The organism is Williamsia muralis (assembly GCF_002735905.1).
Lineage (GTDB): Bacteria > Actinomycetota > Actinomycetes > Mycobacteriales > Mycobacteriaceae > Williamsia > Williamsia muralis_A.
This window is the reverse complement of record NZ_PEBD01000010.1, coordinates 830,603-849,086: the sequence shown is the minus strand read 5'-3', so window position 1 is coordinate 849,086 and position 18,484 is coordinate 830,603. Positions and strand designations below refer to the sequence as shown.

The following is an 18,484-nucleotide window of genomic DNA, read 5'->3' as shown; positions in this document are numbered from 1 at the left end:
TCGGCCAATGCCCCCTCCACGATCACAGCGCCGGAGACCGTCTTGTGTCTCGGTGGTCATCCCGGTCAAAAACGGCATGCCCCACCTGGTCGATCAGGTGAAAGCCCTTGCCGCCCAGGACTATCAAGGGGATTGGGAGGTGGTGATCAGTGACAACGGTTCGACCGATGGACTACGCGGGTTCATCGATGGCCCAGCGATCCCCGACGGTCTCCACCTCGTCTACGTAGACAGTTCTGCGGTGCCGGGGGCGTCGCATGCGCGTAACGCGGGCGCCGAGGCCGCCCGAGGCGACTTCCTCGCGTTCGTCGACAGTGATGACCGGGTACGTCCACACTGGCTCAGCAGCATGGCGGCCGCCGCAGAAGCCGCCGACCTCGTGTCGGGATCCCTCGACACCGAGGCGCTCAACACCTCTGAGGTTCGGACGTGGCGGCCGATCCCATTGCCCGAAGACGGTTGGCCGGTACCGGGCTGGTATCCGACCGCCATCGGAGCGAACATGGGCGTGTGGCGCGATGTCCACGACCGTATCGGCGGATTCGACGAGACCTTTGTCCACACGGCCGAGGACAATGACTACGTATGGCGCGCACAACTGGCTGGGTACGTGCTCGCACACAGCCCTGAAGCCCTGCTCGACTACCGACTGCGCAACACGTACCGGTCGCTCGGGAAACAGATCTACGTCTACGGCCGGGGCGCGGCGCAGATACACGCCCGCTACCGGGAGATGGGGTTCACCCAATACAATCGGCCGCTGCTGTTCCCGCTGGTGGTGACGTCGCTCGCCCTTCGCAATCCACTTCTGCCGCAAGCAGTCACCCGGATGAACACCGGTCGCTGGATCTATCACGTCGCTCACGAGGCGGGCAAGATCCGCGGCGGGATCACGCACCGCGTGCTGTGTTTGTGAGTCCTTCCGGGGCTTGAACGTTCGACGGCGGTCAGCGGTGGGCGCGAGGAGTGAGGCGAGTCTGCGGCGGCCGGATCAGGTTCCGGACCCTGAACCGCTCCGAAGCGGGATCGTATGCCCGAAAGGGCACCCAGTTGATGAGATAAAAAGGCATGGCGACGACAAGCATCTGCACCACCGCCTTTGCTCGCTCCTTGGGCAGCCCATGCACTTTGAAGGTTCGCTGATCTCGCAGGCAGTACCTGAAGTATGCCGGGGGCGGGGTGAGATACCGTCGGCCGGAGATTGTTGCGTCGGCGCCAGGGATCAGGCCGATCCGGACACCGTTCCGCTTGAGGCACAGGGTCAGATCAAGATCCTCGAACACGTCCGAGCGCATGCAACTGCACGAGCGCGCCTGCTCCCACGCCTTTTTGGTCATTGCCATGTTCGACCCGAACAACCGCTGAAGATCCGGCCCCTCGGACCCGGGCCGCTCCGACATCGCGGCCAGCTTCGCCCGCGCATCGCCGGTGATGCCGATGTGCGATCGGCGAAAGCGATCCTGGAACGGCAGATCATGAGAAGTGCACAACCCGGTGCCTGCCTCGTAAACGTCACCGTACTGGTCGAAGAACTCGTTGATCGACTGCGCCCACCCGGGACCGACGCGCGAATCGGCATCGATGCGAGCGATCACATCACCCCGGGCGTTGTCGAAACCGACTGTGCGGGCGTGGATCACGCCCTGTTCGGTGGCCACCACCGACCGGAACTTTCCGTACTTCGAGGCGAATTCCTCAACAAGCGAAGCCGTTTCATCAGTCGAGTTGTTGTCCACCACCACGATCTCGTACAGGTGGGTCAGTTGCGGTACCAAGCTGTCGAGGCAACCCCTGAGAGTCTCGGCCTCATTGTAGGCCGGGATCACGACGGTCAACCGAGATTCGTCCATGGCCCTACCGTAGCCACCGGCGTTGACGGAGGACAACCGGACATTCAGTTGGGTAAATCAGTAGATCAGATCCATGATCCGAGTCGCGACCATCATGACCGTCGCGTGCGGCCCGGACGAGCCGGCCGTCGGCAAGATGGAGGCATCGATCACCCTCAGACCATCGACCCCGCCCACCGCTCCGGCCCAGTCCGTGGCCACCCCCATCGGCAGTGTGCCCCAGGCGTGCTGTGAGGTCCTGAGCACCGGATCGATCTGAGCGTTCCCCTTCCCCGCGTACGCGGAGAAGTGATCACTGTCGAACATCGCCCGCAGTCGGTCGGCCCACACGCCGAGAGTGCGCGTGTCGGCGCCGTCGAGTTCACCGAGGTCGACCTGCAGGCCGCTCGTCGCATCCCAGGAAAGGGATCCGGCGCGGTGCGGACGCATCAGGGCCGCCCCGAAAGCCGGTCCCGTTGCGGGCAGTCCTTCGATGAAATCTGCGAAGTCTCCGCCGTAACAACGTAACTCGACACCGTCGGATGTGTGCACCACGGACTGCAGCAACGCCGAAGGCTTCGCGACGGGCAGCTGCGCGGGGGCGAACCGCACGAGCACTTCGCGATGCTCCCACACATCCAGGCTCTGTATCTGCACGCCGGGTGACCGGATCAGCAGCTCTGCAGTCCCCAGGGTTCCGGCGCAGACAATCACTTCATCAGCAGAGAACACATCGTCACCGATGGCGACTCCCGTGACGCGCCCTCCCCGCACCACGAGCTCGGTGGCCGCAGCACCGGTGAGCAGACGCAGGCCACGCCGGCCGCCATCGTCAACCATCCAGTGCGCCGCCGACCGACGTAAGGGGCCGTCCCGATTCGAACGCACCCGGTTGATCCCCACATGGGCCCACGGCGCAGCGATACGCGCAAGACCCTCTGTCTCCCAATGACTCTCGAACGCCTTGGCATACCCACCGATCTCATCGTCGGCAAAGGCCGAGACATGCATCGAGCCGCCGCCCTGCGCGCCACCATCAAGATTGTCGTAGGTGTCGGCGATGACCGACATCGGCCAGATCTCCTCGGACCAGCCGGTGAAATCCGAACGATGCCAACGCAGGAAGTATCCGCCGTTGACCACCGACGAACCGCCCACACCGCGCCCTCGGGGTAGGTCGAACCCCTGCCTGCTGCGATACCGCGCCACCCGGTCCGAACCCGGTCCAATGGGAAGTCGATCCAGGCGCAGCGCGGATGGCGCCGGCGAACCGGGCCCGGCCTCGAGCCACAGGACTCGCCGATCCGGGTCTCGGGATAGGCGCTCGGCGACAACACTCCCGCTGCTGCCCGCGCCGACAACGATGACGTCCGCGCCGACATCGGCAGCGCTGCTCATCAGGTCATCGAGGGGCGACGCGAGGGCGCGCTTCGGTCGACACCGAATTACTGATCCGCGGATAGAGTGCGTCGATGCTGCGGCCTGCGAGCGCCCCCTGCCACAGACCTGCGCCATAGGCCAGATCGTCGAGCCGTTTGAGCACCATGAACCGCCACCAGCCGACGCGGGCGCCCGGCTCGGGATTGACCAGTTCCAGCCGGACCCACTCGTATGCTGCCTCCCCGACCGCAACAGTCAGGAGCAGCAACCGAAAACGCTTGGACACCAAGGCGAGGAGAATCGACAGCGGCCAATAGTGGCGACACATCGCAGACGCCGACTGCAACACCCCGAATCCCACCGACTGCGCTGTGAGTTTGGCGGCCGTGCGGGCGGCATCGGGCATGGACGACACCCGGCGGTGCAGCCGCCCGCCGATCACTCCGAAGACAGCGAGGGCGGCCATGACCCCCCAGACCGTCCCCGTGACCAGAGCCGCCATCGCTGCCGCCATGGGAACGGTGAGGGCTAACGGAGCACCCATGCCCGGATGGCGGCCCGACAGCAGGGCCGCGCCGGTACCGTAATAACGCTTGCGGTCGAGGCTCTTGGAGAGACGATGCCGGTGGTCGTGGGCGACGGTGGCGATGGGGTCGTATCGCAGCGACCACCCGTCCGCATGAAGCCGCCAGCACAGGTCTACGTCTTCGGCGACCTCCATCGACTCGTCGAATCCGCGAAAGCAGTTGCGGCGCACGATCATTGCTGCGCTGGGGACATATGGAATGCGCGACCGGGGCGCCACCGGGCCTTCTCGGCGGCCCATGTCGAGGGAAGAACACAGGGCTTCGTACCGGGAGGTGGCGCCGCCGCCCGGCTCGAGCGCGACGATTCGTGGCGCTGCCAGGGCGACCTTGGGATCCGAGAAGTGTCCGAGCAACTTGGTGAGCCAATCGTGCTCCGGCACGACGTCGGAGTCGAGAAAGGCGAGCAACTCGGTGTCCGCGTGGGCGGCTCCCCTGTTACGCGCCGCTGCGGGTCCATGACTGCGCTCGAGGCGGATGACCTGGGCGCCTGGCGCCTCGATCGGTACGGCCGACCCGTCGTCGACGACGATGACCTTGTGCCCGGCCAGACCCGGTAGCAGCCGGTCGATTCCGGACTGATTGTCGCGCACCGGGACCACCACGGTGACGTCGGTGTCGGTCGGGCCGAACATCGGCCGTGGGTGACCGACGCCGGCATCGAGCAACTTCCTGGCCAGTTGCGAGGTGGTGCGGTCGTGCACCGTGAGCCGGCCGTCGGCGTCGAGTAGGCCGCCGGCCAGCTCGGACAGGTTCAGGAGCCGGGTCGGCGATCCCCCGATGATGTGGCGACGGTCGTCGGAGATCATGCAGCGTGGATCGAGCTGCACCTGGAATCCGGGCGGCGGGACCGCGACGTCGGGATCGACCGGGACGTCGACCTGCGATCCGTCCGGATCCCCACCTTCGTCTTCGCGCTCGTCCTGCCGACTTCCGGCGATCACCTGAGCATCCCGTTCGAGTCAGGCTCCCACCGACCGACAGCGTCGGCCAGCCGCGCGGCCATCTCGCTGAGCATTCGCCTCCCTTCGGCGGCCGAAGCCGCCATCGGATCGCCGAGTATCCCGTTGTCACTCACAGCTGCCACTCCCCCTGCGCGCATCGATGCCATCAATTCGGACACCGGAGTCACGTTGCCGCTGACCATCTCTTCGACGCGCACGACCATCGGCGAGATGTGCAGCAACAGCGACGTTTCCGTGTAACCAGCATGTGCGTCGGCGCCCGGAGAGGCGCATCCGAACCATGCCACTTCCCGACCCTCGGTGCGCAGTTGCGACACCGCCGACAGCAACGTTCTCCCGTTACCACCGTGAGCGTTCACGAACACCAACCGAGCCGCCCATCGGCAGGCGCTGCGCCCGTACTCGACCAGCACCGAGTACAACACCTCGTGCCCGATGGAGATGGTCCCGGGGAATCCCTCGTGCTCCCCGGCCGCGCCGTAATTGAGTGGTGGCGCAACCATCAGGTCGGCCCCCTGAGCCCATGGCTCCGAGCCCGACCCTGTTGCGGCATCGGCAACGGCAGTCGCTATCCGAACATCGGTGTCGAGTGGCAGGTGTGGCCCATGTTGTTCGATGGAACCCAACGGGACGAGGACCGTGGCCGACCGATCATCCAACTCGGTCCAGCTTCGGAAACCGAGCCCGCCCGAAGGTGTCATTCGGACAATGGTAGACCGTTGCCGCTTCGCCCCGAAGGGCTTTGCCGCCCGAGCATTCGCTCGGCACCTGGTTTACTTGGCACCCGACAGTATTTGGATGTGACGCTCTGCGCCCGCCGGGTGGCGTGCGTGGTGGACCACTCGACGATGAGGTGCGATACATGGCAAAGAACGGACCGCTGAGCGGAATACGCGTGATCGAGTTCGCAGGCATCGGCCCCGGGCCGCACGCAGCGATGATGCTGGGCGATCTGGGCGCCGACGTCGTGCGGATCGAGCGCCCAGGCAAGCTTCCGAAAGAGGGACAGGTCGCCGACCAGCTCTTGCGCAACCGCACGGTGGTCGAGGCGAACTTGAAAGATGCTGCGGACAAAGAGGCGATCATGAACTTGATCGCCAAGGCCGATGTCGTCATCGAAGGCTTTCGTCCCGGCGTCACCGAACGACTCGGTTTCGGTCCCGATGATGTCGCGGCCGTCAACCCCCGTGTGGTCTACGGACGGATGACAGGGTGGGGCCAGGACGGCCCGCTGTCGCAGGTGGCCGGCCACGACATCAACTACATCTCGCTGACCGGCCTGTTGCACGCCGTCGGCCGGGCCGACGAGGTGCCAACCCCACCACTCAACCTGTTCGGCGACTTCGGCGGCGGATCCATGTTCCTCGTGCAGGGAATCCTGGCGGCGCTCGTGGAGCGCGAGAAGTCGGGCAAGGGCCAAACCATCGACGCCGCAATGGTTGACGGTGCATCGGTGCTCGGCCAGATGATGTGGGCGTTCCGCGGCACGGGTCTGTGGGGCAACGAGCGCGGAGCCAACCTGCTCGACACCGGCGCCCCGTTCTACGACGTCTACGAGACCTCTGATGGAAAGTACTTCGCCGTGGGCGCCATCGAGCCGCAGTTCTATGCCCTCCTGCTCGACGGGATGGGACTCGCCGATGACGAGACACTCCCCGACCAACTCGACATGCCCCGGTGGCCGGCCATGAAGATCCGCTTTGCCGAGGTGTTCAAGTCCAAGACCCGCGACGAGTGGACCGCGATCTTCGATGGGACGGACGCGTGCGCCACGCCGGTTCTCGACTGGGAAGAGGCGCCGCAGAACAAGCACCTGGCCAGTCGTGGATCCCTGGTGGAGATCGACGGCGTCATGCAAGCCTCTGTGGCACCGCGCTTTTCGCGGACAGTGCCCGACACACCCGCCGCACCGGCCCGCACCGCAGCCGACCCCGCCACGCTCTGGCAGGACTGACCGACCGCACACACGAAACGACGGCCCATCCCGCGTGCGGGGTGGGCCGTTTTCGTATCCGCCGGCTGGTTGGCCGATTAGACCTTGGTGGCGCCCATGTCCACCTCGATGGAGGAGGCGGTGATGAACTTGGCGCGGGTGGAGCACAGGTACATCACCGCGTCGGTGATGTCGCCGGACTTGGCCATACCGGGAAGGATCGGCTCGAAGTGCGCTTTGTACTCGGGCATCTCGAACACCTTGAAGGCATCGGCGTCCTCGATGCACATCGGGGTCTCGACGCCGTAGGGGTGAACGGTGTTGACCCTGATCTTGCTGCGGCCCAGCTCTTTTGCGGTTGTGTGCGCCAGTCCGACCAGGGCATGTTTGGACGCCGAGTAGGACGCCTGCATCGGCATCGACTTGATCCCGGCGACGGAGCTGATGATCACGATCGAGCCCCCGTTGCCGGCTTCGAGCATCGCCGGGATGGTCGCCCTGAGCGTCTTCCAGGATCCGTTCACGTTGACATCGATGACGTCCATGAACTGGCTCTCGGTCATCTCGTGGACGCTGCCCCAGGTGAGCACACCGGCATTGACGATGACGTAGTCGAGTCGGCCGAATTGGGCGACGCCGTCGGCCACGAGCTGCTGCTGGCCCGCCAGGTCACGGGTATCGAGTTGGCGGGCAAGAATATTGCCGCCCGCGGCCTTGACCTGGCGCACGGTCTCTTCCATGTCTTCGGCGGTGGCCACCGGATAACCGATCTTGGTGACCTCACCACATACGTCGAGCCCGATGACCGATGCGCCTTCCTCGGCGAATCGGATCGCGTGACTGCGGCCCTGCCCGCGGGCGATGCCCGTGATGTAGACGACCTTGCCGTCGAAATCTCCCATATCGGCCACTGCCTCCGTCGATCTGAACGTGGGTTGAGTACCACGCCACGTTACAACAAACTGTAACGTGTTCTAGTCGAATCGACCTGCCGGAGGCGCCGGGGCTCTACGAGGTGGTTTCGCCGAATCGCTTCTCGAAGCCCTCGGGGATGATGATGTCGTCGCGGGTGAGGTCGTGAATGCTGCGGCGGCCCAGTCCCATCAGGGCCGAGTCGATTCCGCCGCGCATGATGTCGAGGACGTTCTCGACACCGGTCTGGCCGTTGGCAGCCAGGCCCCAGAGGTAAGCGCGACCGATCATCACCGCATCGGCACCGAGGGCGAGCGCCTTGACGACGTCGCTGCCACGCCGGACCCCGCCGTCGAGGAGAACTTCGATGTCCTTGCCGACGGCGTCGGCGATCGGCCCGAGCATGCGGATGGTCGCCGGGGTGCCGTCGAGATTGTTGCCACCGTGATTGGAGACCGAGATGGCGGTGGCCCCGATGTCCACGGCGCGTTTGGCGTCGTCGATGCGGGTGATGCCCTTGACCATGAACGGCCCGCCCCACTCCTCGCGCAGCCATTGCAGGTCTTCCCACCGCGGCGGCGCCGTCTGCATCCACTGCCCGTATGCGCCGAAGAAGGTCGGTGCCTGCTGAGCCTTGTCCACCACGTTCGGCGCGGTGAGGTCGGGGATGATGGGCTTGCCCTTGTTGAACCAGTCCCAGGCATAACGCGGTCGCATCGCGATCTCGGGGGCCAGTTTCAGCAGGGCCTTGAGGTCGACCTTCTCCGGGATCTCGGGGCTGCCCCAGTCACGGCCCATCGAGAACGACCAGTCCGTGGTGACGATGAGACCTTTGGCGCCGGCCTCGCGGGCCCGTTCGGCGCGCTTGAGGATGTCCTCGCGAGAGTTGAGCCAGTAGGCCTGGAAGAAGATCTTGTCGTTGACTGCGGTGACCTCCTCGATCGGCTTGGAGGCGAAACTCGACAGACCCATGGCGGTACCGCGGGCGGCGGCGGCCCGCGCCACGGCGACCTCACCTTCTTTGTCGACCGCCTGGACACCGGTCGGCGAAATCATCACCGGCATCGAGATGTCTTGACCCATCACGGTTGTCGACAGTTCCCGCTCGGCGTGCGCGCCGACGACGTGGGGCGCGAACCCGAGTTCGGCAAACGCATCCACGTTGTCGTTGACCGTGATGCCCTTCTCGCTTCCGGCGATCAGTGACGAATACACCGACTTGGGAAGTCGCTTCTTCGCTCGCCGCTGGGCTTCGGCGACACTCTCGAACCAGGGATTGACCATGGGGTGTTGATTCCTTTTCTCACCGGCGTCGTTGCCGGGTTGTGGTGTGGGAGTCCACCTTCGGTATCGAAGGCAACTCCGGGTGAAGCCGCGCCGTTCAGTGGCAGGCCGACGCGGCCGCCGGAGTGAAACCGGCCAGCGGGTTCTCGTCGCAGTCACGCGAAGGCGGACGTGTCATCAGGGTCAGCGGCACACCGCGCGAGTGGTCCTTGTTGGCCGAGGGCACGCTGCGATCGCCGGCCAGCAGTTCTTCGCCATAACCCTGAACACATTCGGGGTCGGGTCCGGCCAGCGGCAGACCGGTGAAGAACTTGGCGGCCATGCATCCTCCGCGGCACGCGTCGAAATGCTGGCATTTGGTGCAGGCGCCCGCATTCTGGGGTTCGCGGAGTTCGAGGAACAGGTCTGACTGCTGCCAGATCGTCTTGAACCCGCCGTCGGACAGGATGTTTCCGGCGAGGAAGTTCTCGTGGATGGCGAACGGGCAGGCGTACACGTCACCGACGGGATCGATCAGGCACACCACGCGGCCGGCGCCACAGAGGTTCAGGCCGGGCAGCGCACCCTGGCCGGACTCGGCGAACGCGGACAGATGGAAGAACGAGTCGCCGGTCAGCACCCCTTCGCCGTGTGCGACGAGCCAGTTGTACAGATCGCGCTGCTGTTCAGGTAGCGGGTGCAGGTCGTCCCAGACGTCGGCACCTCGACCGGACGGCCGCATCCTGGTGATACGCAGGGTTGCGCCGTAACGGTCCGCGAGCGCCTTGAACTCATCGAGCTGGGTGACGTTCTGCCGTGTCACCACCACGCTGATCTTGGCGTCGGCGAACCCCGCCTCGTGCAGGTTCTCGAGCGCCTTGATCGCCATCGCATACGACCCCGGGCCGCGCACTGCGTCGTTCACCTCGGCGGTCGCGCCGTCGAGTGAGATCTGCACGTCGACGTAGTCGCTGGCCGCGAGACGCTGGGCGACCTTCTTGTCGATCTTGAGGCCGTTGGTGGAGAACTTCACTCCCACTTGATGATCGGTGGCGTAGTCGACCAATTCCCAGAAGTCGGGCCGCACCGTCGGCTCGCCGCCACCGATGTTGACGTAGAACACCTGCATGCGCTGCAGCTCATCGATGATGGCCTTGCATTGCGCGGTGTCGAGTTCACGTGGGTCACGCTTACCCGAGGAGGACAGGCAATGCACACACGACAGGTTGCACGCGTAGGTCAGCTCCCACGTCAGGCAGATCGGTGCATCGAGACCTTTTTCGAACTGGTCGACCAGGCGGCCGACGGGCTGACGCGACGCCGAGGGGCGATCGAGAACAGAAGTCATGGGGGGTTCCTCACAGAACACTTACCGGGGCAGGGATTTGCCGGACCGCACGCGCCGGGCTGCGACGCGTGCGGTCATGCCGGACTTAGGAGTTGGGGACGATCATTCCCGAAACAGCCAGTGCAGAAAGAGCACTGACATACAGGTGCCGGTCGGCATCGCCGATGCCGGCAGCGGCCAGCGCGTCGTCAGCACTCGCGTGATCACCGAGCGACTGCACGACCTCGACCACCGTCAGGTTCTTGAGGAACGACAGCTTACGAGTGCCGAAGTGGTACAACAGCGCCCCGAAAGGCTCGGGGCGCAGTGCGACCGACGAGTTCAGCACCCACGCGCGATCGGAGTCGAACGCGGTTGCTCGACCCGTGACGCTGACGGTGCCAGAGTCGGTGACAGTCACGTCAGTACACGCCGCACATGCCGTCGATCGACACCTCTTCGACCAGGGATTCGGTGACCAGTTCGGTCTCGGTGGTGGCGTCCGCCTGCGAAGGATTCTGAGCTGTCATGGGGATTACCTCCTGTAGTGGGTGTGACGATCACCATAATGGCACTCAGTGCACAAACGCCAGGGGTTGACCCGAATCAATGCGGGAAATCTGCGAAAACCGTCCAAAAGGACAGGTACTAGAGCCCCATGTCGCGGCCGATGATGTCCTTCATGATCTCGGTGGTGCCACCGAAGATCGTCTGGATCCGCGAGTCGACGTAAGCCTTGGCAACCGGATATTCGTTCATGTAGCCGTATCCGCCGTGCAGCTGGACACAGTGGTCGATCACTCGCTTGGCAAGTTCTGTGGTCCACCATTTGGCCTTCGCCGCGTCCACCGCCGTCAGCTCTCCCGCGACCACTGCAGCCAGGCACCGATCGATGTACTGCTCTGCGATGTCCAGCTCGGTGCTCATCTCCGCAAGGACGAACCGGTTGTGCTGGAACGTTCCGATCGGCTGCCCGAAGGCTTTGCGGTCCTTGGTGTATTGCAGCGTGTCGGTGAAGACCTGGCGCGCACCGGCGATGGCACCGATGGCTATCGACAACCGTTCGGAGGGCAGGTTGTGCATCAGGTGGTAGAAACCCTTGTTCACCTCACCCAGAACATTCTCGACCGGCACCCGGACGTCGGTGAAGTGCAGTTCGGCGGTGTCCTGGGCGTGCTGGCCCATCTTGTCCAGCTTCCGGCCGCGTTCGAACCCCGCCATCCCGCGTTCGACGACCAGCAGGGTGAAGCCCTTGTGCCCGCCGTTCGGATCTGTCCTCGTGACCACGATGACCAGGTCGGAGTTGATGCCTGCGGAAATGAACGTCTTGGAGCCGTTCAGCACCCAGTGGTCGCCGTCGAGCACTGCGGACGTCTTGATGCCCGCGAGGTCGCTGCCTGCGCCGGGCTCGCTCATCGCGATGGCGCCGATCAGCTCGCCGGAGGCAAAACCCGGAAGCCAGCGTTGCTTCTGTTCGTCGTTGGTCAGTTTGGCCATGTAGGGCCCGACCACATCGTTCTGCAGGCTCAGTGCGGGCGTCGCGGACCCGAACTTCGCCAGCTCTTCGACGATCACGGCGTTGAAACGGAAATCCTCCATCCCACCACCACCGAACTCCTCCGGCAGGTTGAAACCGATCAGCCCGTATTTGCCGGCGGCGAGATAAGCCGACCGGTCGACCTGGCCTTCGCGTTCCCACTGTGCGGCATGAGGTGCGATCTCCCGTTCAATGAACTGGCGGGTTGTTTCCCTCAGCTGATCGTGCTCTGTCTCGAATACAGTTCTACGCATCGTGTTCCCTCTCAACGCCATTCACGTCTGACCACTGTCATTCAGAGCGGCATCGATGTGCCGCGACCACGCCGTCGAGGTAAGGGAACGCTCGTTCACTTCATGCCCCGGCAAGTGGGGCAATCGTAGTTGATCAGCACCGGGGGGCAGATCCTTTTGAGGCAATAGGCCAGCCTTTGAGGCAACAGGAACAGGCCGCTGCGCGACATCTACCATGGGCGATGTCGCACGCCGGCGACAGCGAGACGCACCGGAGGTGAAGCCGTGCCCAGTGGACGGCGATCGGCGTGACCGCTCAGATCGGACGGCGGCCGAGCACCACCAAGGCAAAGATCACCGATGCCGCGATCGACCTGTTCACCGAGGTCGGCTTCGACGAGACCAGTGTCGACGACGTCGCCGCCGCTGCCGGGATCGCCCGGCGAACCCTGTTTCGCTATTACCCCTCCAAGAACGCGATCGCGTGGGGTGACTTCGACGAGCACCTGCAGGACATGCGCAGGCTGCTCGCCGACCTCCCCGCCGACATGCCCGTCGCCGACGCGCTGCGAACCGCACTGCTCGCCTTCAACGAGGTCCCGGACGAGCACCTCGAACATCACCGTCGGCGGATGCACCTGCTGCTGAGCGTTCCGGCCCTGCAGGCGCATTCGATGCTGATGTACACCGGATGGCGCGATGTGGTCGCCGAGTTCGTCGCGATGCGCACCGGCACAGACGCCTCCGATCACGGCCCCCAGACGGTCGCCTGGATGCTTCTCGCCGTGGCGCTCGCCGCGTACCAGCAGTGGCTGGACCGGCCCGACTCCGATCTGGGCGACCTGCTCACGCGCGGTAGCCATATCCTGAGCGTGGGCCTCACGAGCGAGTTGGGGCCACTCGGACGCACTGGTAATCTCGACTAGAACGTGTTCCAGTTTTGTCCGTGGCGTCCGCTATGCCGTCAGGCGAGGAGGTAGGCCGGTGACCGTGTCCCCGCACAGCACCCGCAGCATTGTGCTGACCGTGGCCGAGGTGATCGACGAGACCGGCGACGCCAAGTCCCTGGTCTTCGACGTCCCGGAAGAGTCGGCCGAACGCTTCCGCTACAAGCCGGGTCAGTTCCTCACGTTGCGCATACCGAGTGATCAGACGGGATCGGTGGCTCGCTGCTACTCGCTCGCCTCGAGCCCGTTCGCTTCGGAGAAGCCCAAGGTGACCGTCAAGCGCACCGCAGATGGCTACGGGTCGAACTGGGTCTGCGACAACGTGTCCGCCGGAGACCAGATCGAGGTGCTGCCGCCCTCAGGTGTGTTCACGCCGGCCGATCTCGGCGCGCCGATCCTTCTCCTCGCCGCGGGCAGCGGGATCACGCCCGTGATGTCGATCCTCAAGTCCGCCCTGCTCAAGGGCACCGGGCGCGTCTACCTCTGTTACGCCAACCGCAGCGAGAACGACGTTATCTTCGCCGCGGAACTTCGTGCGCTGCAAGAACAGTTCCCCGAACGGCTCACCGTGGTGCATTGGCTGGAGACGGTCCAGGGCCTCCCGACGATGCAGAAGCTGGCAACACTCTTGCGCCCATTGAAGGCCTACAACGCATACATGTGCGGCCCGGGTCCGTTCATGGACGTGGTGCACAAGGCCCTTGCCGAGGTCGGGATGTCGCACCACCAGGTGCATGCCGAGGTGTTCTCGTCGCTCTCCGGTGACCCGTTCGAAGACTCCGAGCCCGAAGAACTCACCGAGGAACAGATCGCCGACGCCGCATCGGTGGAGGTCGAACTCGACGGCGAGGTGCACGAGTTGTCGTGGCCCCGCAGCAGGACACTGGTGGACATCATGTTGTCGGCCGGACTGGACGTTCCGTACTCCTGCCGTGAAGGCGAATGCGGGTCGTGCGCGTGCACGGTCACCGAGGGCACCGTGGCGATGGAGAATGTCGGGGCTCTCGACGAAGAGGACATCGAAGACGGGTACATCCTCGGATGTCAGGCCCGGCCCACGTCCGACACCCTCAAGATCGAGTTCTGACCCACGCCTTCCGAATCCGTCACCGCAGTGATCGGTACTGTGCACGCTCCTGCGCGGTGAGGTGTTCGGTGGCGTAACTCAGTGCGGTGCGGCCCATCTCGGCGGCATGCTGGTCGAGGAAGTCGATCAGCAGACGGCGGTCGACGCGTTTTCCCGTCTCTCGCAACATCCAACCGACCGCTTTCTGGATCAGGTCGCGACGGTCATCGAGCAGCGTGGGGGCCAACGCGAGAAGCGTTGTGCCATCACCGGCTCTGATGAATGCGAAGGTGGCGAGCACGGCCACTCGCCTACGCCAGAGGTCGGTGTCGGCGGCGAGGCCGACGAGCAGCGAGTGGTCCTGCTCGCCCCTCTCCCGGTCGCAGCGCAGAAGCCACTGTCCCAGGATGTATTCCGCAGATGAGTCGACAAGATCCCAGTTGTTCACCCGACCCCGGCCCACGGCGGACAGATAGAGGTCAACCCAAGCGCGGCGGTCCTGGTCGCTCTGTGCTTTCTCGAAACCCGAGCGCAGGAGGAACAACCCGGTGAGCCTGTGTTCGTGAATGACGCTGTCCAGCAGAACATTCACCTGACTGCGGTCGAGGCCACGGAACCTCTTGGCGATCTTGCGTTGCTGCGGGACGGGAACGCCGGCAAAGCGGTCGCCCTCGCCGTAATCACCCGGTCCCGTCCGGAAGAACCTCGCCGAACTCGCGGCCCGATCCGGATCCCCCGCCTCATCGATGGCAGCCATCACCGCTGCGGCCGAAAGGGTTTCGGCAGTGCCGGCGGTGTCCATCAGCTCAGAGTCCACTCACCCCAGGACGTCGGAGATCGGCGCGTGGGCGAGCAGCTTGTTACGCATCTTCATCACCGCTCCGGCCTTGCCTGCCCCGACCACGGCGGTGAGCAGCCCGTCACGGCTGTAATAGACCACGAACTTGGTTCCGTCGTCGGAGATCACGTGCACGTCGTCGCCCGGTGAGGGGTGGCCAAGTGCCTGGACCTTGATGTCGAACTGGTCGCTCCAGAAGTAGGGCACAAACGGCCGCGGGTTATCGGCCTCGGTGCCGAGGATCGTGTACGCCACCTTTGCCGCCTGCTCGATGACATTGTTCCAGTGCTCGACCCGCGACGGTTTGCCCTGTGCGTCACGCCAATTGGCAACATCGCCGATGGCGTACACGTCGGGAGCACAGGTTCGTCCGGTCTCGTCACACGCGATACCACCGCCGTCCCCGCCGTCGGCGAACGCGATACCCGAACCTTCGAGGTAGTCGATCACCGGCGTCGAACCGATGCCGAGAACGACGATGTCGGCGGGTAATTCGGTGCCGTCGGCGAGAGTGACGGCGCTGACCTTGTCATCGCCGACGATGTCGGAGACGCCGATCCCGGTCTTGATCTCCACACCGCGTTCGGCGTGGATCCTGCCGACCATCGCGCCCACCTGCTCACCCAGCGCAACCGCGAGGGGCGCGAGGGCCGGTTCCACCACGGTGACGTCGAGACCTCGGGTGTGCAGACTGGCGGCGACCTCGCAGCCGATGAAGCCGGCACCGACCACCACTGCTGTGCGCGCGCCGTCGATTTCCGAACGCAGTGCCAGCGCGTCGTCGACCGTGCGCAGCACGTGCACGCCCGCCTTCCCGCGGGCGAACGGCAGGGTGCGCGGGTTCAAACCGGTAGCCAGCACGAGCGTGCCGTACGAGAGGGTCTCGGCCGCGCCGCCGCCGACCGGTTCGGTGGTGACCGTGTGCGACGCGGGATCGACTGCGATGACCCGGGTTCCGGTGCGCAGGTCCACCTTCTTGTCGTCGTAGAACTCAGCCGGCTTGAGGTCGACCCGGTCCTGATCGCCGATGAGCACCGACTTGGACAGCGGCGGACGGTCGTAGGGCGGGTGCTCTTCCTGGCCGATCAGTACGAGGTCCCCGTCGTATCCCTCATTACGGAGATCTTCGACCAGTCGGGCTCCCCCGAGCCCGGCTCCGACAATCACGATCGCGGCGCTCATCGCCACCTCACATCCTGGATACGGCCTGCACATTGATTCGACATCTTCAGCCCGGTCCCACCGGTTGCAGCCCGGCGAGCAGCCAATTGCCGTCGACCTTACGCATGTCGGCCCATCGCGAGACAGCCACCACCTGCTGAGCGGGGTCGGCGGTCGGCACGGTGATGTCCTGGTTGACGAACACCAGTACCCGGGCGCTGTCGGAGTCCATCCGGTTCACCGCCGTCGCCACCACCTGGGCCGACATCTGGGCACCGAGGTCCACGGCCGCCGGCAGTACCACCGCAGGCCCTCTACTTCGGAAATCGAGCAGCAGCCTGCCGGTGAGCCGGGGTCCCACCATCTGTTGCTGATCGGCGAGCGTTTGCGGAGTGAACGTCATCAAAGCGCTGACCGCGTCCGACGTGGCGGCTTGAATCTCGCGTCGCTGCCCCTCGCGTTCGTCACCTCGCGTCTGCGGGCCGATGAACCCCACGACGGCGATGGTGAGCAGCACGATGAGGGCGAGGCCCAGAATTGCCGCGACCGCTTTTCGGCGCCGCCCCAGATGCTCGGGGCGCGACGCCGGCGGGGTGTGGCGGGGCCCGTTCATGTCGTGCCCGGTCATGTCGCGCTCGGTCGGGTCGTGTTTTGTCATTGCAGCTGTGTCCGATCGATCTTCCAGCGACCTTCGTCGGCCTTCATGGTGGCCACCAGAGCCACCCGATTCTGGCCCGCACCGGCACCGAGCAGCGCCGGGTTCGTGCCCTCGGCAACGACATACACACGGGCGGTGTCGTCGTCGACGTCGCCGGTGATGCCGGCGGCGAGCACCTGGCCGGTACTGGGTGCCTCGAGTTGACCGACGAGTTCGAGTACCTGGGGCCGTGCGTCCACGAGCCGCTGATGTTGCTCACCGGATGTCACGGCGAGCGCCTCATCGAGGAACCGCTGAGGTTCGGCGGGATCGATCGTCAGCAGGGTCGCGATCGCCGATCGGGTGTCGTCGAGGACGGCGGAGTCGCGGGCACGGTCCTGCTCGGCGGCGCGGTGCTGCACGGCGAGAACGATTGCTGCGATCAGCAATACGACGGCGACGGCGGCCGCGCACCCGCCTGCAAAAGCGAGCCGGCCACGGCGTCGTCGGTCTCGCGCGGCGTATGCGGGCGCCGCAGCAGACCTAGCGCTGTGGGCGGCCGCCCGCGCCTCCGCGACACGCTCGAGCGCAAATCGAAGCCGAGTAGAGCCCCCGCCCGCCTCCTCCGCACTGCCGGCTGTGGTCCGCGCGCTCACAGCACCTCGTCCGCCCTGGCGAGTTTCCAGTCGCCGCCGACCTTCTCCAGCCGAACCTCGACTGCCTTGACGAACCTCGCCGGGTCCGTGCCCGTGCGTGTCTGGGCCACCTCGGCCGACACCACGAGCTCGGCATGATCGGTACCGACGTCGGAGATCCCGGTCTCGATCGGCGTCCAGCTCACCGAGTAGTCGGGCACCGCCGCCGGATCGAGCGACGCCGCATATTGCTCGGCGAACTCATCGGTCACCAGTGAGCGCGCCCGTTCACGGTCCTGCGCGTAGGTGTCAGGTGCGAACGAGAACACCTGAGCCACCAACGGTCCGGCCTGTTGCTGTGCCTGGCTGCGATTGGCTGCGAGCCGGTCGTCGTCGCCGTCAACCTGCCACGCCCAGGTGAGAGCACCGGCGCACAGGACCACCGCGAGCACCGCGGCCGCCAGCCCGGCCCAGACAACGGTGGGCGAACTGCGCTTAGCACCGACGCTCACGGGAAGAACTCCAGGTCCGAGATCTTCAGGGACCCGTCCTCCGGAACCACGTCCACCTGGATGCGGAACCGCCGATCGTCCGGTCCGCCGCCCGGATCGGTGTTGGCGGGATCGTCGGTGACCTCGGTACGGGTGGCGATCGCAGCCGTGACCAGCAGAGTCGCCCGCTCGCCCGATCGCGACGAAATACCCACGCCGTCAACGGTTCCCGCCGCCTGGGCGCCGATCTGCTGCACAAACCTCGTATAAGCATCGGCGGATTGGGCGAACTCGTCCCGGAACGTCCCCGTGGACCCGGCGAGAATCTTCCGGCTGCGTCCGGCGGCATCGCCGGCAGCCGGAGTCAGCAGCAGCTCGACGCGTTCACGCGCGGCCCGTTGGTAGTCGGCATCACTGAACCCGCTGTCGGCGGTGACGTATCGGTACCCGCCGGCGACAGCTGCCACGGCCGCCAGCGCGACCGCAGCGACGAGAATCCGGAACCACACCGGCGATCGAATCGGGTCACGCTCGCCGAGTTCCACCTCCAGCGCGGCCAGGGCCGACTCCGCCGCGCGTAGATCTGCCCGTGCAGCACGGTCCTTCGCGATGAGGGCACGCTCTTCCGCCGGAGTGGCGGACAGCAGTGCGCGGGCGTTGAGCACCGGTTCATCCTAGAGACCCCGCCACCGTCCGGGTCCTGCTTCTGCCCGCCGGGCGCGTGTCGGTCGGCAAGAACGGTCCGC

Annotated in this window: 20 protein-coding genes; 4 read left to right on the top strand and 16 right to left on the bottom strand. The window is 65.4% G+C overall.

What is annotated here, in order from left to right:
• Positions 1–7: 7 nt before the first annotated feature.
• Positions 8–916, top strand: coding sequence for a glycosyltransferase (locus CSW57_RS17600; protein WP_099383930.1), 909 nt, complete (start codon positions 8–10; stop codon positions 914–916).
• Between the two features lie 31 nt (positions 917–947).
• Here the strand turns inward: CSW57_RS17600 and CSW57_RS17595 are convergent, their stop codons facing one another.
• From CSW57_RS17595 to mftE, 4 genes are read right to left on the bottom strand one after another with little or no spacing between them, the layout of a single operon-like run.
• Positions 948–1,850 carry a glycosyltransferase gene (locus CSW57_RS17595; RefSeq protein ID WP_099383929.1) on the bottom strand — a complete coding sequence of 301 codons (903 nt, stop codon included), beginning with the start codon at positions 1,848–1,850 and terminating at the stop codon, positions 948–950.
• Between the two features lie 57 nt (positions 1,851–1,907).
• Complete coding sequence (mftG, locus tag CSW57_RS17590) at positions 1,908–3,227, bottom strand: mycofactocin system GMC family oxidoreductase MftG (RefSeq protein WP_099383928.1); 1,320 nt, start codon at positions 3,225–3,227, stop codon at positions 1,908–1,910.
• A 4-nt stretch (positions 3,228–3,231) separates the two neighbouring features.
• Positions 3,232–4,737, bottom strand: coding sequence for a mycofactocin biosynthesis glycosyltransferase MftF (gene mftF, locus CSW57_RS17585; RefSeq protein WP_223249329.1), 1,506 nt, complete (start codon positions 4,735–4,737; stop codon positions 3,232–3,234).
• Positions 4,734–5,459: a mycofactocin biosynthesis peptidyl-dipeptidase MftE gene (mftE, locus tag CSW57_RS17580; protein ID WP_099383927.1), complete on the bottom strand. Its 726-nt coding sequence runs from the start codon at positions 5,457–5,459 to the stop codon at positions 4,734–4,736. The genes mftF and mftE overlap by 4 nt, the downstream gene beginning before the upstream one ends.
• 161 nt (positions 5,460–5,620) lie before the next feature.
• Here mftE and CSW57_RS17575 point away from each other — a divergent pair, with 161 nt between their 5' ends.
• Positions 5,621–6,712, top strand: coding sequence for a CaiB/BaiF CoA transferase family protein (locus CSW57_RS17575; RefSeq protein ID WP_099384575.1), 1,092 nt, complete (start codon positions 5,621–5,623; stop codon positions 6,710–6,712).
• 77 nt (positions 6,713–6,789) lie between these two features.
• On the opposite strand, the gene CSW57_RS17570 is transcribed toward CSW57_RS17575, so the two are convergent.
• The 6 genes from CSW57_RS17570 to CSW57_RS17545 all read right to left on the bottom strand — a co-directional run bounded on the left by CSW57_RS17570 (position 6,790) and on the right by CSW57_RS17545 (position 11,984).
• The gene (locus CSW57_RS17570; protein ID WP_099383926.1) at positions 6,790–7,593 is read right to left on the bottom strand and encodes a mycofactocin-coupled SDR family oxidoreductase; all 804 of its coding nucleotides are present in this window, start codon (positions 7,591–7,593) and stop codon (positions 6,790–6,792) included.
• A 106-nt stretch (positions 7,594–7,699) separates the two neighbouring features.
• Positions 7,700–8,887, bottom strand: a complete 1,188-nt coding sequence (mftD, locus tag CSW57_RS17565) for a pre-mycofactocin synthase MftD (RefSeq protein ID WP_030164868.1) — start codon at positions 8,885–8,887, stop codon at positions 7,700–7,702.
• Between the two features lie 97 nt (positions 8,888–8,984).
• The gene (gene mftC, locus CSW57_RS17560) at positions 8,985–10,214 is read right to left on the bottom strand and encodes a mycofactocin radical SAM maturase (protein ID WP_099383925.1); all 1,230 of its coding nucleotides are present in this window, start codon (positions 10,212–10,214) and stop codon (positions 8,985–8,987) included.
• Positions 10,215–10,299: 85 nt separating this feature from the next.
• The gene (gene mftB, locus CSW57_RS17555) at positions 10,300–10,614 is read right to left on the bottom strand and encodes a mycofactocin biosynthesis chaperone MftB (RefSeq protein WP_099383924.1); all 315 of its coding nucleotides are present in this window, start codon (positions 10,612–10,614) and stop codon (positions 10,300–10,302) included.
• A 1-nt stretch (position 10,615) separates the two neighbouring features.
• Positions 10,616–10,723: a mycofactocin precursor MftA gene (mftA, locus tag CSW57_RS17550; RefSeq protein WP_099383923.1), complete on the bottom strand. Its 108-nt coding sequence runs from the start codon at positions 10,721–10,723 to the stop codon at positions 10,616–10,618.
• 118 nt (positions 10,724–10,841) lie between these two features.
• Positions 10,842–11,984 carry an acyl-CoA dehydrogenase family protein gene (locus tag CSW57_RS17545; protein WP_099384574.1) on the bottom strand — a complete coding sequence of 381 codons (1,143 nt, stop codon included), beginning with the start codon at positions 11,982–11,984 and terminating at the stop codon, positions 10,842–10,844.
• A gap of 287 nt (positions 11,985–12,271) precedes the next feature.
• Here CSW57_RS17545 and mftR point away from each other — a divergent pair, with 287 nt between their 5' ends.
• Both mftR and CSW57_RS17535 read left to right on the top strand, forming a co-directional pair.
• Entirely contained in the window at positions 12,272–12,889 is a 618-nt protein-coding gene (mftR, locus tag CSW57_RS17540) for a mycofactocin system transcriptional regulator (protein ID WP_030164881.1), read from the top strand.
• 58 nt (positions 12,890–12,947) lie between these two features.
• Entirely contained in the window at positions 12,948–13,997 is a 1,050-nt protein-coding gene (locus CSW57_RS17535; RefSeq protein WP_099383922.1) for a ferredoxin--NADP reductase, read from the top strand.
• A 19-nt stretch (positions 13,998–14,016) separates the two neighbouring features.
• On the opposite strand, the gene CSW57_RS17530 is transcribed toward CSW57_RS17535, so the two are convergent.
• Genes CSW57_RS17530 through CSW57_RS17505 form a run of 6 tightly spaced genes read right to left on the bottom strand, consistent with a single transcriptional unit; the run spans position 14,017 to position 18,403 of the window.
• The gene (locus tag CSW57_RS17530) at positions 14,017–14,733 is read right to left on the bottom strand and encodes a DNA alkylation repair protein (protein WP_099384573.1); all 717 of its coding nucleotides are present in this window, start codon (positions 14,731–14,733) and stop codon (positions 14,017–14,019) included.
• Between the two features lie 60 nt (positions 14,734–14,793).
• Positions 14,794–15,996, bottom strand: a complete 1,203-nt coding sequence (locus CSW57_RS17525) for an NAD(P)/FAD-dependent oxidoreductase (RefSeq protein WP_099384572.1) — start codon at positions 15,994–15,996, stop codon at positions 14,794–14,796.
• Positions 15,997–16,042: 46 nt separating this feature from the next.
• Entirely contained in the window at positions 16,043–16,633 is a 591-nt protein-coding gene (locus tag CSW57_RS17520; protein WP_099383921.1) for a hypothetical protein, read from the bottom strand.
• Entirely contained in the window at positions 16,630–17,268 is a 639-nt protein-coding gene (locus CSW57_RS17515; protein ID WP_143696563.1) for a hypothetical protein, read from the bottom strand. Before CSW57_RS17515 ends, CSW57_RS17520 begins: the two co-directional genes overlap by 4 nt.
• Positions 17,265–17,759 carry a hypothetical protein gene (locus CSW57_RS17510; protein ID WP_099383919.1) on the bottom strand — a complete coding sequence of 165 codons (495 nt, stop codon included), beginning with the start codon at positions 17,757–17,759 and terminating at the stop codon, positions 17,265–17,267. The genes CSW57_RS17515 and CSW57_RS17510 overlap by 4 nt, the downstream gene beginning before the upstream one ends.
• Entirely contained in the window at positions 17,756–18,403 is a 648-nt protein-coding gene (locus CSW57_RS17505; protein ID WP_223249328.1) for a hypothetical protein, read from the bottom strand. Before CSW57_RS17505 ends, CSW57_RS17510 begins: the two co-directional genes overlap by 4 nt.
• Positions 18,404–18,484: the final 81 nt, after the last annotated feature.